At 45.3% G+C, this 13829-nt stretch carries 14 protein-coding genes; 1 reads left to right on the top strand and 13 read right to left on the bottom strand.

Annotated features, from left to right (window positions below; translation table 11 throughout):
* Positions 1-5: 5 nt before the first annotated feature.
* Entirely contained in the window at positions 6-269 is a 264-nt protein-coding gene (locus WKT01_RS03895; protein WP_059068214.1) for an IreB family regulatory phosphoprotein, read from the bottom strand.
* Between the two features lie 109 nt (positions 270-378).
* Positions 379-1689, bottom strand: a complete 1311-nt coding sequence (mtaB, locus tag WKT01_RS03890) for a tRNA (N(6)-L-threonylcarbamoyladenosine(37)-C(2))-methylthiotransferase MtaB (RefSeq protein WP_059068212.1) — start codon at positions 1687-1689, stop codon at positions 379-381.
* Between the two features lie 115 nt (positions 1690-1804).
* Here mtaB and WKT01_RS03885 point away from each other — a divergent pair, with 115 nt between their 5' ends.
* The gene (locus tag WKT01_RS03885; RefSeq protein ID WP_059068210.1) at positions 1805-2038 is read left to right on the top strand and encodes an HPr family phosphocarrier protein; all 234 of its coding nucleotides are present in this window, start codon (positions 1805-1807) and stop codon (positions 2036-2038) included.
* Between the two features lie 65 nt (positions 2039-2103).
* Here the strand turns inward: WKT01_RS03885 and thiI are convergent, their stop codons facing one another.
* The 11 genes from thiI to WKT01_RS03830 form a co-directional block, all read right to left on the bottom strand.
* Entirely contained in the window at positions 2104-3285 is a 1182-nt protein-coding gene (gene thiI / locus WKT01_RS03880; RefSeq protein ID WP_282923712.1) for a tRNA uracil 4-sulfurtransferase ThiI, read from the bottom strand.
* A gap of 56 nt (positions 3286-3341) precedes the next feature.
* Entirely contained in the window at positions 3342-4496 is a 1155-nt protein-coding gene (locus WKT01_RS03875; RefSeq protein WP_340311483.1) for a cysteine desulfurase family protein, read from the bottom strand.
* Positions 4497-4539: 43 nt separating this feature from the next.
* Entirely contained in the window at positions 4540-5277 is a 738-nt protein-coding gene (locus tag WKT01_RS03870) for a 16S rRNA (uracil(1498)-N(3))-methyltransferase (protein WP_340311482.1), read from the bottom strand.
* A gap of 15 nt (positions 5278-5292) precedes the next feature.
* Positions 5293-6246: a 50S ribosomal protein L11 methyltransferase gene (gene prmA, locus WKT01_RS03865; RefSeq protein ID WP_340311481.1), complete on the bottom strand. Its 954-nt coding sequence runs from the start codon at positions 6244-6246 to the stop codon at positions 5293-5295.
* Positions 6243-7145, bottom strand: coding sequence for a glycoside hydrolase family 25 protein (locus WKT01_RS03860; protein WP_340311480.1), 903 nt, complete (start codon positions 7143-7145; stop codon positions 6243-6245). Before WKT01_RS03860 ends, prmA begins: the two co-directional genes overlap by 4 nt.
* A 2-nt stretch (positions 7146-7147) precedes the next feature.
* Positions 7148-7582 (bottom strand): MOSC domain-containing protein, encoded by a 435-nt coding sequence (locus tag WKT01_RS03855; RefSeq protein WP_340311479.1) that lies wholly within the window; start codon positions 7580-7582, stop codon positions 7148-7150.
* 1 nt (position 7583) lies between these two features.
* Positions 7584-8588, bottom strand: a complete 1005-nt coding sequence (gene moaA, locus WKT01_RS03850) for a GTP 3',8-cyclase MoaA (RefSeq protein ID WP_340311478.1) — start codon at positions 8586-8588, stop codon at positions 7584-7586.
* Positions 8581-9084, bottom strand: coding sequence for a molybdopterin adenylyltransferase (mog, locus tag WKT01_RS03845; protein WP_117975176.1), 504 nt, complete (start codon positions 9082-9084; stop codon positions 8581-8583). Before mog ends, moaA begins: the two co-directional genes overlap by 8 nt.
* A gap of 16 nt (positions 9085-9100) precedes the next feature.
* Positions 9101-9604 (bottom strand): cyclic pyranopterin monophosphate synthase MoaC, encoded by a 504-nt coding sequence (gene moaC, locus WKT01_RS03840; protein ID WP_059068191.1) that lies wholly within the window; start codon positions 9602-9604, stop codon positions 9101-9103.
* 156 nt (positions 9605-9760) lie between these two features.
* Entirely contained in the window at positions 9761-11593 is a 1833-nt protein-coding gene (locus WKT01_RS03835; RefSeq protein ID WP_340311477.1) for an ABC transporter ATP-binding protein, read from the bottom strand.
* Positions 11586-13826 carry an ABC transporter ATP-binding protein gene (locus tag WKT01_RS03830; protein WP_340311476.1) on the bottom strand — a complete coding sequence of 747 codons (2241 nt, stop codon included), beginning with the start codon at positions 13824-13826 and terminating at the stop codon, positions 11586-11588. The genes WKT01_RS03835 and WKT01_RS03830 overlap by 8 nt, the downstream gene beginning before the upstream one ends.
* Positions 13827-13829: the final 3 nt, after the last annotated feature.

Genomic DNA, 13829 nt, shown 5'->3' with positions numbered 1-13829 from the left:
ACAGATTATTCCCAGGATTGATGCTCGATATACGCTTTTAAAAGCTCTTCTACCAACTCGTCGCGCTCTACTTTCATGATCAGACTCCGCGCCCCGTTATAACTGGTGATATATGTCGGGTCACCGGACATGATATATCCTACAATCTGATTCACCGGATTATACCCCTTTTCCTTGAGTGCCTTAAACACGATTTCCAATATATCTTTTGCGGAAATCTGCGGTCCCGGCTCCACCTGGAAAAACTGGGTATTGCTTAAATCGCCCATTTCTACTCCTCCTTTTATCTGCATTGTTTATATTTTACATTTTTCATCAGGATTCTGACAAAAATGCCAAGCCTTCTATGTACAATTCTAATATAAGGCCCTTCAAAATTCAATGAATAATTTGCAAATCATTGTCAATTTGAACTTTTATGATACAATTTTGTAAATTTCTATCATCTTCTAGTGCAATTTTCATATATTCTTTCGTGTGTCCCGTCCACACTTTCTTTCCCTCATACCGAATCTGTTCTTCAATCAGTACTTCTGCTTCCTTCCCCTTATATTCCCGGATATATTTCCTGCGATGCTTTTCTCCCAGTTCTATAAGAACAGCGCTTCTCTGGGCTTTTATTTCTTCAGATACCTGGGCTTCCATAACAGCAGCTTTTGTGCCTTCTCTTTTTGAGTACTTGAAAATATGAGTCTCATAAAAACCGATCTTATCAATGAACTGCCGTGTCATCTCAAATTCTTCTTCTGTCTCTCCGGGGAAGCCAACGATCACATCTGTCGTCAGGGCGGGATGCTGAAAATACTTCCTGAGAAGCTGGCATTTTTCCGCGTATTCCTCGCTTGTATATCTGCGGTTCATCCGCTTTAATGTGGCGTCACATCCGCTTTGCATCGACAGATGAAAGTGCGGGCATATCTTCTCAAGCCCTGCAAGTGTCGCTGCAAATTCTTCTGTTACAATCCGCGGTTCCAAGGAGCCAAGACGTATCCTCTTGATTCCTTCCACCTCATGGACCGCCAAGATCAAGGAAAGAAGATCCTCTTTTTCATCTGAAATATCCACCCCATAAGAGCTCAAATGGATTCCCGTAAGTACGATCTCCTGATAGCCATTCTTCGCAAGCGTCCTTACTTCTCTTAACACATCTTCTTTGGCCCTGCTGCGAACCCGTCCTCTGGCATAGGGAATGATACAGTAGGAGCAAAACTGATTGCATCCATCCTGCACTTTGATATAAGCACGAGTATGTTCCTGCGGCTTAGTGACCGACATATTCTCATACTCATTTGTATGGTTTATATCGATCAGATCCTCTATCTCTGCATGTTTCTTTCTTTTCTGCTGTGTAAAATAGGTTTCGAGCACAGCGACCAGATCTTTTTTTCTATTATTGCCAAGCACGATATCTATACAGGGATCCTTTTCTCCCTTTTTATCCTGTGCCTGCACATAACAGCCCGCTGCGACGACGACTGCGTCCGGATTGAACTTTCTGGCACGATGGAGCATTTGTCGTGATTTCCTATCTGCTATATTTGTAACTGTGCAGGTATTGATGACATAGACATCAGCCCCTTCTTTAAAAGGGACGATCTCATATCCCGCTTTTTCCAACATTTCCTGCATAGCCTCTGTCTCATAGGCATTTACTTTACACCCTAGATTGTGCAACGCTGCTTTTTTCATTGTTCTATTTCCTTCTTTTTCCTTCTTTGTTTCTTGACTTTTAAACTATCATCCCGTAGAATATATATATGGTCTGCGAGGGCCTGCAGTATCTATATCAAGGAGGGACGGTAACATGAAGACTGTACAGATTTCTTTAAATTCTATCGACAAAGTAAAGTCATTCGTCAATGAGATTACCAAATATGATAATGACTTTGATCTAGTATCCGGAAGATATGTAATAGATGCAAAATCAATCATGGGTATTTTCAGCCTGGATCTTTCTAAGCCGATTGATTTAAACATCCATGCAGATGGAGATTTAGATAATATTATGAAAGCGCTGGAGCCTTACATTATCAAATAATCCAATATGCATTGGTACAAAAGCTGTCTCTTTTCAGAGACAGCTTTTCTTTTGCGTAAATTTCTCTATCTCACCTGTATGATCTCCGCAGACTCTACTGCCTGGCGGAAAAGTTCTTCAATCTTTTCTTTCAGATTCTCTTCGGATTTCTCGATCCTTTCCAGATTTGGTTTTGTCACAGGATGTTTTGCCACAAAGATCGTACAACAGTCCTCAAAAGGCTGGATGGAAGTTTCGTAGGTATCTATCTTTTCAGAAATTTCCACGATTTCTTTCTTGTCAAATCCGATCAAAGGCCGATACACCGGAAGCGTACACACAGCATTTGTCACCGCCAGACTCTGCATTGTCTGACTCGCCACCTGACCGATACTTTCCCCTGTCACCAATCCAAGACATCCATCCTTCTTTGCAAAATGTTCTGCGATCTTCATCATATACCGCCGCATGATGATTGTCAGTTCCTCATGGGGACACTGCTCATAAATATACAGCTGAATATCTGTAAAATTCACAACATGCAGCTTGATCGGCCCTGCATATCCGGCGACAATCCTGGCAAGATCCACCACTTTTTCTTTTGCACGTTCGCTTGTGTAAGGAGGCGCATGAAAATAAGTCGCCTCCAGTTCCACGCCCCGCTTTGCCACCATATATCCGGCAACCGGGCTGTCGATCCCGCCTGACAGCAAAAGCATAGCGCTTCCGTTTGTTCCCACCGGCATTCCGCCCGGTCCCGGAATGATCTGTGAATACAGATAAATTTCTTCCCGGATCTCTACATTCAGACGGATATCTGGTTCATGCACATCCACCTTCATTTCCGGAAAAGTATCTAAGATCGCGCCGCCAAGTTCACAGTTGATCTCCATGGAATTCATCGGATACTGCTTCTTTGCTCTTCTTGCCTCTACCTTAAATGTCTTATTTTTATCCGGATATGACGCATCTATAAAACGAATCACATCTTTTTTTAGTTCTTCAAACCCTCTATCTTCCAGACGAACGACCGGACAGATTCCCACGATCCCAAAAACTCTTTTCAGGCTTTCTACTGTCTCTTCATAGTCATACGCGCCTTCACAGTCTACATAAACCCGGCCGTGACATTTGTGCACGCAGAACGAACCGTCTACCTCTTTTAAGGCAAACTTGATCTGCCGGATCAAGGCGTCTTCAAACAAATATCTGTTCTTCCCTTTGATCCCGATCTCCCCGTATTTTATCAAAAATGAATGATATTCCATTTTCCTCTCCTTTGCAAAACTTTCTTCAACAGACTCTGCATCACTTCTTCTGTCTTTTAATGTCTCGTATATTTCCGAAGTACCGGTACACAATTATATAGTGTTTCTAATGTATAGTCAATTTCTTCTTTTGTCGTAAACTCTGACATACTGAATCTTAAGGTTGCGTCCAGGTATTCTCTGGCTGCTCCGATCCCTTTTAACACGCCGCTGATCGACGGGTGATTAGAGGAACATGCGGAACCGGAAGAAACATAGATGCCTTTTTCCTCCAGTGCATGCAAAAGGACCTCGCTTCTTACCCCTGCCACTCCTAGGCTGATGATATGTGGAGCGCTGTTTTCATCCGTCAGTCCGTGTACTGTCGTATCTTCTATTTTTGAGATCCCTTCAAGAAAATATTCTTTCAACTCTCTCATTAAGGCCACTTTCACATCCAGATCCTGATAGATTTTTAAAGAGGCAAGTCCAAGCCCCGCGATTCCCGGTACATTCTCTGTGCCGGAGCGGATATTTTTCTGCTGTTCTCCGCCAAATACGATCGGCTGTATTTTCACCTTTTCCCCGATATAGAGAAAGCCGATCCCTTTGGGTCCATGTATCTTATGACCGCTTGCTGTCAAAAGATCGATCCCTGTCCGTTTCGGATAAATGTGATATTTCCCAAATCCCTGCACGGCATCTGAATGGAACAGAATCCGCGGATCATACTGTTTTACGATTTTTGCTGCTTCTTCTACTGGCTGCACAGAGCCCACTTCATTATTCACATACATGACAGAAACTAATATCGTATCTTCACACAGCGCTTCTTGCAAAGCCTCCAGTCTGATCCTTCCATTTTCATCTACCGGAAGATAGGTAACCCGAAACCCTTCTTCTTCCAGATAACGCATCGTATTTAAGACAGCCGGATGCTCGATGGAGGAAGTGATCAAATGATTTCCCGCCCTCCGATTGGCTCTGGCACAGCCAATCAAGGCCAGATTGTCGCTTTCCGTGCCTCCGGAAGTAAAATATATTTCCTTCGGAGCCACTTTTAAGATCTTGGCGATCCGTTCTTTTGCCTCTTTGACATAATGTTCTGCCTCCACGCCCTTTTTGTGCATGGAGGACGGGTTTCCATAATCCTGGCACATGACCTTATATACCAGCTCTCCCACTTCCGGATAGCATCTGGTCGTAGCGGAGTTATCCAAATAGATTTCCATAACATTTCTTCCTTTACTTCTTCTTACTATATAGATTATGAAATTATCCTTCCAGGTGATACATGAGTATGGACAGAGCCGCAAGCCCCGCCGTCTCCGTCCGTAAAATACGTTTTCCAAGGGTAATGGCAGAGGCGCCCGCTTCTTTTGCCTGCTCCACTTCCCATTGTTCGAATCCTCCCTCAGGCCCTATAAAGATTCCTACAGACTGTCCAGGGCGGATATGGGAAAAAATTTCCTTTGTCCTTTCCATTCCTTCCGCCAATTCATATGGAATAACAAGCACATCCATCTCCCTGCCGCGTGTGAGCGCTTCCTTCCAGCTCATAACTGGGCATACTTCCGGTACCCTCCCCCTGCCGGACTGTTCGGCAGCTCCTTTGGCGATCAGATTCCATCTCTGTATCTTACGTGTGCTTTTCTTTTCATCTAATTTCACAACACTTCGTTTTGTCTCCACAGGAATGACTTCATACACACCCAATTCCACCGCTTTTTGTACGATCCACTCCATCTTGTCCCCTTTAGGAAGTCCCTGGAACAGATACAGCCTGGCCGGCAGTTCTGTGTCATTTTCCTGCTTCTTCAATATATCCAATACGGCTGTGCCTGCCTCGAATGTCTCTAGGCAGCATAAATACGTGTTTCCTTCATTATCACCGACTGTCACATCTTCTCCCGCCCTCATGCGCAGGACATTCTTCATATGGCTGACATCCCCGCCTGTCAGATAGATCTTATTTCCCCTGATGCAGGACGGGTCTGCAAAAAAATGATGCATACTGTACAAACTCCTTTAATTTTTTCTTGCGGTCACGCAGACCCATTCTCCCTGGTATGTCACCTGCAGGACTTCCAGTCCGGCTTTTTCCACCGCTTCTACCACTGTCTGCTCTTTATCGTCTATGATGCCGCTGGTAATGTAGATACCTCCCTTTTTCAGCTGATGGACGATCACCGGCGTCAACTCTGTCAGTACGTCAGCCAGAATATTGGCGACAACGATATCATAACATGCATACTCGACTCTATCCTGTATCTGCTTATCATCGATGATATTTCCGATCATAACCTCATACTGCTCTTTGGATATCCCGTTTTCTCTCATATTCTCATACGTGGCTTCGATCGCGCACGGATCCAAATCGGTCCCTACACTGTAAGCAGCGCCAAACTTCAACGCTAACATACCCAAAATACCACTTCCGCATCCTACATCTAAGATCTTCGTATGCTCGTTTACATATTTCCTGATCTGTCGGATACAAAGCTGGGTCGTCTCATGCATCCCTGTGCCAAACGCAGTCCCCGGATCTATATGAATCACCAGTTTATCTTCATCCTCCGGCTTCACCTGCTCCCAGGAAGGAATGATCAATATATCATCCACATAAAACTGGTGGAAATACTGTTTCCAATTATTCACCCAGTCCACATCTTCTGTCTGAGACTCCTCAATCGTCAGATCTCCTGCTTCTACATATGTCCGGATCTCCTCTAACTCAGCTCTTACATGGGCAAGAAGCGGCTCCTTCTCTTCTCCCTCTTCCAGATAGAAACTCAAATACGCCGTCCCGTCGTCCGCCTCTGTTTCCGGCAGGATATCTACGAACATCTGCTCCTTATCAGACTGGCTTAAAGGGATCTTATCCTCTATTTCTACCCCCTGTATCCCCAGATCCATCAACATGCTGCTGACGATATCCTCCGCCTGTGTTGTTGTCTTTAACCGAAATTTATTCCATTTCATTTTTCTTCCTCCTGAAACCATATATTCAGATCCACATTTCCTTCAATTCCCGGCACTGCTCCCGTCTCTGAATACTGCCACATAGAAAACGCATAAGGACACTGTGGTTTCGCTTCATAATCTGCATACCATATATCGTACTCTGTCAGCCTCTCCATGTAAAGCGTAAATGCCATCCATTTCATATTGGCATAGATCATCGTATCATATCCCGCATCCTCGATCTCCTCACAGAACACCTTACAGTTTTCCGTATATTGTTCCCGCGTATTTCCATCTGTCCGCGCCGTATCCCCCTTAATCTCCTCTGTGTCAAAGACGACCGGCAATTCCAGTTTTTTCCCTTCCAACTGCGCTAAGACAAACGCAGCTTCCTCTTTTGCCTCTGTATCAGAAACTGCCTGGGAGAAAAAATATACACCTGTCTTTAGTCCTGCTTTCTGCGCTCCTTGTATATTCTGTTCAAACTTCGCATCCAGTACAAGTTTTCCTTCTTCTCCATATCCCCGGTATCCAAGACGGATCACCGCGAAAGACATACCGCTTTCTTTTACAGCTTTCCAATCAATCTCTCCCTGAAATTCCGACACGTCGATCCCCGGTATAGAAAAGAAAGCGTTCTCCTCATCTTCATAATATGTATATCCGCCTTTTTCTTGTAAATATCTGTAATCATATTGGCACTTCGGCACATCCGGCAGCAATTCCGCCTCATACTTCTGACCATATACATCCACAAATGTATATGTATCTTTTGTTTCTTCCTGTCTTGTCTGTTCTCCTACGGCTTCTTTTCCTGTGACTTGTTCTGTCATTGTCTCCTGCCCTTTTGCCCGACAAGATGTCAAACAAAGCATACATAAAAGTGTCATACATACCCGATAGATTTTCTTTTCCATGCTCACCTTTTCTTAATATGAATCTCGTCTCCTGCTTGTATCACGCCGCCGCTTATCACCTTCGCAAAAATGCCTTCCCTTGGCATGATACAGTCACCCATTTTCTGATAGATCTCACAGCCATGATGACATTTCTTTCCTATTTGCGTAACTTCCAATAATACATCATTACAGGACAGATATGTTCCCACCGGAAGATTTCTAAGGTCGATCCCCTGAACGATCAAATTTTCCCCAAAGGCTCCTTCTGATACCTCCGCTCCTTTTTCCTTAAATGCTTCTATTTTCTCATATGCAAGAAGGCTTACCTGCCGATGCCATTTTCCAGCATGGGCATCTCCTTCTATCCCATGATCCGTGATAAATTTTCCCTTTTTTATGTTCTTTTTCTGTGTTCCTTTTTCTGTACTTACACAGACTGCTATTATACGTCCCATCTCATCCTCCGATTTCAGACATTCCTTTTTGTTCTATCATTTCTTGTCCTTGTATATTTTCTTCCGTATTTTCTGTGTCTGCAAACTGATGACAAAGCGGCTTTTCTGCGATTGCTTTTAAAAATGCCTTCTCTATTTCACTGTCGGAGGCGCCGCTTCTCAACAGGCTTTTCAGATCTATGCCTGTACTGTACTGCAGACAGGTCTTCAGATACCCCTGAGCAGTCATTCTCACCCGGTTGCAGCTGTCACAAAACTGATGTGACACAGCGCTGATAAACCCTACCTTTTCCTTCAGCTTCTCGAACCGATAGTATACGGCAGGACCATTGCCGAAACTGCCTTCTTCTCGTTTGGCTTCCCCATATTCTCTCTCCAAAAGCTTCCGCAGTTCCTCCTGACTCCTTCTGCCGCAGCATTTGCCAAGTCCCACCGGCATCATTTCAATAAAACGCACGCACACACCTGTCTGGGACGCAAACCGTACCAGAGACAAAATCTGTGCGTCCTGCATTTCCTCAAGCGGCACACAATTCAGCTTCACTGTCAGTTCCGGATACGAACAAGCCTTTTTTATCCCCTTAAGGACCGGCGCCAAATCTCCGCAGCGTGTGATCCTTTTATAGACTGTCTCATCCACTGTATCCAGGCTTATATTCACCGCGTCTAGTCCGCTTTTTACCAGACTGTCGATCTGTTCGTTCAGAAGTCCGCCGTTTGTCGTCAGCGTCACTTGCTCTATCCCCGGCACCGCTTTCAACATCCTGATGAGTGCAGCAATGTTTTTTCTAACAAGTGGTTCACCTCCGGTGATCTTAATCCTGCTGATCCCTTTTCCAGCTCCGATCCGCGCGATACGGACGATTTCATCAAAGGTCAGTATTTCCTTGTGCGTCGTCTGCCTGATCCCGTCCGCCGGCATACAGTATATACAGCGCAAATTACAGCGATCCGTGACAGAAATACGCATATATGTGATCTTTCTGCCATAACTGTCTTTAAACATGATTTCCACATTCTCCTTCACTGCCGGACAAAATCCCCAGCCCATGTCCTAAGGCAGGCAGAATACAGGCAAGATTTTCTCTTACTGCCTTGGGGCTTCCCGGAAGATTGACGATCAATGTCCTCTTTCGTATGACAGATACGCCCCGGCTCAACATCGCCCGCGGCGTAATCTGAAGCGACGCGGCGCGCATTGCCTCCGCGATACCCGGAACCTGCCTTTCCCCCACCGCCAAAGTGGCCTCCGGCGTCCGGTCTCTCATAGAAAAACCCGTACCGCCTGTCGTCAAAACTAGATCTGCTCTTTTTTCGTCACATAGTTTACATAGACACTTCTCTATTTCTTCCTGTTCATCCGGAAGCAGAATCTGCTCCGTCACTTCGTAGTCCTCGGTCTCCAACATCTCTTTGATCAACGGCCCGCTTTTATCTTCTCTTTCTCCTGCGTAGCTTTTGTCACTCAACGTGATAACCGCCGCTTTCCATTTCTTTCCCATTCTTTAACGTTCCTTCCTATAAAATATCTAATTGCCTCCTGTCTTTCTGTTTGTTCAAGATTTCTCCGCTCTTCCCGCCGGACTTTCTCACCAGATAGATCTCTCCGATCTCCATTGTCTTATCCAAAGCTTTGCACATATCATAAATCGTGAGCAAAGCAACGCTTACTCCTGTCAAAGCCTCCATCTCCACGCCTGTCTTACCGTCTACTTTTACCGTACAGGTGCAGTATACGGCACATTCTTCCTGCTCCATCTCAAACTGTATCTTACATTTTGTAAGAGGGAGGATATGGCACATGGGAATCAGTTCTGCCGTTTTTTTTGCTCCCATGATGCCTGCCGTCGCCGCAACGGAAAGCACATCGCCTTTTCCTATCGTCCCTGCCTGGATCGCTGTAAATACTTCCCGGCTCACAGAAATTTTCCCCTGCGCCTGCGCCTCTCTTTTCGTCACGTCCTTTTCTGTCACATCCACCATGACTGCACGCCCGTTTTCATCAAAATGTGTCAGCCCCATTTTTCCACCCTTCCTGCAATCTGATTTTAAATAAGAATAAAGATAACGCCAGTATCTACTGACGCTATCTATTATAGAGGAAACCTTTTGCAAAGTAAACCTTCCTCCGCTTATTTAGTTTCTGCCGACGCCCTCGGGAAGCAGATGTATCGCTTCTTATGCTGCTTCTGTGGGCTTTTCAAACTGAGAATTATACAGTTCTGCGTAGAAGCCTTTCTGGGCGATCAGCGCATCATGCGTTCCCTGCTCTACAATATCTCCGTCTTTCATGACAAGGATCAGATCTGCATCCCGAATTGTAGACAATCTGTGCGCGATGACAAAACTGGTTCTGCCTTTCATCAGATTATCCATTGCTTTCTGGATCAGCACTTCTGTCCTGGTGTCAACAGAGCTCGTCGCTTCGTCCAGGATCAGGATCTTCGGATCTGCAAGGATCGCCCTAGCGATTGTCAGCAGCTGCTTCTGCCCCTGTGATACGTTGCTTGCCTCCTCATTCAGTTCCATATCATATCCACCCGGCAGAGTCTGTACGAACCGATGTACATGTGCTGCTTTCGCCGCATTGACAATCTCTTCTTCTGACGCATCTAATCTGCCGTACCGGATATTATCCCGGATCGTTCCGTGAAACAGCCAAGTATCCTGCAGGACCATGCCAAACATTTCCCGCAGTTCATTTCTGTTAAAATCCCGGATATCATGTCCATCGATTTTGACAGCTCCACTGCTGACATCGTAAAATCTCATCAAAAGCTTGATCATTGTCGTCTTTCCGGCTCCGGTTGGTCCTACGATCGCTATCTTCTGTCCCTCTTTTATCTCTGCGGAGAAGTCATGGATAATCATCTTATCCGGATTATATCCAAAGCGTACATGTTCAAATGTAACATTACCTCCGAGCCCTTCTACGCGCACCGGATCTTCTGCCGTCTGTTCTTCTTCCTTCTCGTCTAAAAATGCAAACACTCGCTCGGAGGCTGCCGTTGTCATCTGCAGCATATTGGATACCTGCGCGATCTGCTGGATAGGCTGTGTAAAGTTCCTTACATACTGGATAAAAGACTGGATATCTCCGACTTCAATGGTTCTTTTGATCGCCAGATAGCCGCCCAAGATTGCCACACCGACATAGCCGAGATTCCCAATAAACTGCATGATCGGCATCATCATTCCGGAAAAGAACTGCGAACGCCATGCCGCGTTATACAATTTTCCATTCGTCTCATTAAAGGCACGTATCACGTCTTCTTCCTTATTAAATGCCTTGATAATGTTATGTCCACTGTAGATCTCTTCTACTTGTCCGTTTACATTTCCGAGATATTCCTGCTGATCACGGAAATATCTCTGGGAATGTTTCATAACAAAAGATAATAGTCCCGCCGAGATTGGGAGTATCAAAAGCGCCATCACCGTCATCAAAGGGCTGATCGACAACATCATAGCAAGTACACCGATGATCGTAGTCACAGAAGTGATAAGCTGCGTCGCACTCTGGTTTAAGCTCTGCCCCAATGTATCCACATCATTGGTCACACGAGAAAGGGTCTCCCCGACCGGTTTTGTATCAAAATAATCCATTGGCATACGGCTGATCTTCTCCGAGATCTCTTTTCGCAGTCGGTAGGTCGTTTTCTGCGAAATCCCGGTCATGATCATACCCTGGATAAACGTACACAAGGCACTGATGACATACAGCCCTAATGTCATGAAAAGAATCTGTCCGATCTTCCCAAAATCCATTCCGCTTCCGCCGGATACTTTACTGACAAGTCCGTTGAATATCTCCGTCGTCGCCTTACCCAGTATCTTCGGTCCCGCTATGTTAAATATAGTCCCGCAAACGGCGAAAATAATAACAAACAGCAGCTGCAGTCTATATGCACTCATATATATGAGTAATTTTTTCAGCGTACCTTTGAAATCTTTCGGCTTTTCTCCCTGCATACCGCCGCCCATTCCACCATGTCCCATTCTTCTACCCATGGTTTTCAGCCTCCTTTCCTTCCTTGCCTGCTTTCAATTCCTCTTCTGAGAGCTGGGAAGCGGCGATCTGCTGGTAGACTTCGCAATTTTTCAGCAATTCTGCATGCGTTCCTATCCCCGCCATTTTTCCTTCATCCAGCACGAGTATCTGCTCTGCGTTTAAAATCGTACTGATACGCTGTGCGACGATGAGCACTGTACTTTGCGCTGTTTTTTCTCTAAGCGCCTTCCGCAGTGCAACATCTGTTTTGTAGTCCAGCGCCGAAAAGCTGTCATCAAAAATAAACACTTCCGGATGTTTGGCGACCGCCCTCGCTATAGAAAGCCTTTGTTTTTGGCCTCCGGATACATTTGTGCCCCCTTGAGAGATCAGACTTTCATATCTGTCTGGCTTCTCGTCTATAAACTCTGCTGCCTGTGCGATCTGTGCAGCCTCTTTCATCTCATCTTCACTTCCGTCCGAATTACCAAACAGAATATTCGAGGCTATATCGCCCGAAAATAATATCCCCTTCTGTGGCACATATCCCAGACGTTCACGCAGATCATGCTGTTTTACGTCCCGGATATCCTCGCCATCTAAACGGATTGCCCCTTCTGTCACGTCATAAAAACGAGGGATCAGATTCACCAGCGTAGATTTTCCACTTCCGGTACTCCCAATGATCGCTGTCGTCTCTCCGGGTCTCGCAGTAAAAGTAATGTCATGCAGTACTTCTTCATCCGCTCCCGGATAACAAAATGACACATGATCGAATTCCAATATGCCTTTTTTCTCCCCGGAAAAGGCGGCCGGTTTCTTCGGATCCCGTATGATCGTCTTACTTGTAAGTATTTCCTCTACACGGTCTGCCGCAACTGCCGCCCGCGGCAGCATGATCGAAAGCATACAAAGCATCAAAAATCCCATGATAATCTGCATCGTATACTGGATAAATGCCATCATATCTCCTACCTGCATCTGCCCTTCGTTGATCCCATGAGCGCCCGACCACATGATCAATACCGAGATCCCGTTCATGATCAGCATCATCACCGGCATCATGAAAGTCATTGCGCGATTTACGAATAAATTTGTCTTTGTCAGATCTCTATTTGCCGCATCAAATCTTTTTTCCTCATGCTTCTGTGTGCTGAATGCCCGGATGACCGGAAGTCCCGTAAGAATTTCCCGTGTCACAAGATTCAGCTTATCTACAAGATTTTGCAGCATTTTAAATTTTGGCATTGCCACAATAAATAATACAAGTATCACAACTGCGATCAGCAGGACAGCCAGTCCAATGATCCAGGACATAGATACATTTGTCTGGAACACTTGATAGATGCCTCCTATCGCGAGGATAGGCGCATATAGCACGACACGCAGCAGCATGACGATCAGCAGCTGGATCTGCTGTATATCGTTTGTACTCCGGGTGATCAAAGAAGCGGTAGAAAAATGGTCAAACTCACTATTTGAAAATCCAACTACTTTTTTAAAGACTCTGCTTCTTAGATCTCGCCCGGTAGAAGCTCCTACACGGGACGCCAGAAATCCCACTAAGACACTTGCCGCCATTCCCAGAAAGGCGAGCGCGACCATTTTCCCGCCTGTAGTGAACAGATAATGCAGCTGCAAAGCATCCATATCCATCCCCAGATGTTTATAGGCTGTCTTGGAAAAACTGATCGCCGCCTGTTCTAAGATCGTATCCGGCATTTCCTCAATCTGTTCCTTAGCTTGTCTTACAAATTCTTCTCTCTGCTCTGCAGGCAGCATTTGCAGGATCGTAAACAGATCCGTATCTTCCGTCAGAAGATCCTGTGGGAGCTGTGCTGCCATCTTTGCTTCCATGTCAGCTGTCATACTGCTGTCAGAAGAAATGCCGGTCACCATCATCATCGGAAACGACATTTTGTCTGAAAGTGTTTGCATTTTCTTTTCATCCTTCTTCACAGAATCTTTCAGGACATATGCCTTTGTATCATAGGAGCCTGCATCTATTTTATAGGAATCTACAACTTCCTTTTGCGCTTCTTCCGGAACAAACAAAAGTACCTTCTCCATATCATCCGTTCCAATTGCCGTAGGTACTTTATCTTCTATCCCGCCCTGCTGTATTCCGATATTAACGATATCAGAAGTATACGCAGGAAGCGACAGATCACAATATGCCTGAAGGATCAGTACCGCTATGATTGCAAGCATAGCTTTCCAATATGTACCTGCGTACTTAAACAAATTTTTCATAAT

It is taken from the genome of Mediterraneibacter sp. ICN-202921 (assembly GCF_037890075.1).
GTDB classification, from domain to species: Bacteria; Bacillota; Clostridia; order Lachnospirales; family Lachnospiraceae; genus Mediterraneibacter; species Mediterraneibacter massiliensis.
This window is presented reverse-complemented; position numbering and strand designations above follow the sequence as displayed.

What these genes read in the sequence shown, in the direction of transcription:
- WKT01_RS03895 (WP_059068214.1), bottom strand. Translation starts at nt 269, where the DNA reads ATGGGCGATTTAAGCAATACCCAGTTTTTCCAGGTGGAGCCGGGACCG.
- mtaB (WP_059068212.1), bottom strand. Translation starts at nt 1,689, where the DNA reads ATGAAAAAAGCAGCGTTGCACAATCTAGGGTGTAAAGTAAATGCCTAT.
- WKT01_RS03885 (WP_059068210.1), top strand. Translation starts at nt 1,805, where the DNA reads ATGAAGACTGTACAGATTTCTTTAAATTCTATCGACAAAGTAAAGTCA.
- thiI (WP_282923712.1), bottom strand. Translation starts at nt 3,285, where the DNA reads ATGGAATATCATTCATTTTTGATAAAATACGGGGAGATCGGGATCAAA.
- WKT01_RS03875 (WP_340311483.1), bottom strand. Translation starts at nt 4,496, where the DNA reads ATGGAAATCTATTTGGATAACTCCGCTACGACCAGATGCTATCCGGAA.
- WKT01_RS03870 (WP_340311482.1), bottom strand. Translation starts at nt 5,277, where the DNA reads ATGCATCATTTTTTTGCAGACCCGTCCTGCATCAGGGGAAATAAGATC.
- prmA (WP_340311481.1), bottom strand. Translation starts at nt 6,246, where the DNA reads ATGAAATGGAATAAATTTCGGTTAAAGACAACAACACAGGCGGAGGAT.
- WKT01_RS03860 (WP_340311480.1), bottom strand. Translation starts at nt 7,145, where the DNA reads ATGGAAAAGAAAATCTATCGGGTATGTATGACACTTTTATGTATGCTT.
- WKT01_RS03855 (WP_340311479.1), bottom strand. Translation starts at nt 7,582, where the DNA reads ATGGGACGTATAATAGCAGTCTGTGTAAGTACAGAAAAAGGAACACAG.
- moaA (WP_340311478.1), bottom strand. Translation starts at nt 8,588, where the DNA reads ATGTTTAAAGACAGTTATGGCAGAAAGATCACATATATGCGTATTTCT.
- mog (WP_117975176.1), bottom strand. Translation starts at nt 9,084, where the DNA reads ATGGGAAAGAAATGGAAAGCGGCGGTTATCACGTTGAGTGACAAAAGC.
- moaC (WP_059068191.1), bottom strand. Translation starts at nt 9,604, where the DNA reads ATGGGGCTGACACATTTTGATGAAAACGGGCGTGCAGTCATGGTGGAT.
- WKT01_RS03835 (WP_340311477.1), bottom strand. Translation starts at nt 11,593, where the DNA reads ATGGGTAGAAGAATGGGACATGGTGGAATGGGCGGCGGTATGCAGGGA.
- WKT01_RS03830 (WP_340311476.1), bottom strand. Translation starts at nt 13,826, where the DNA reads ATGAAAAATTTGTTTAAGTACGCAGGTACATATTGGAAAGCTATGCTT.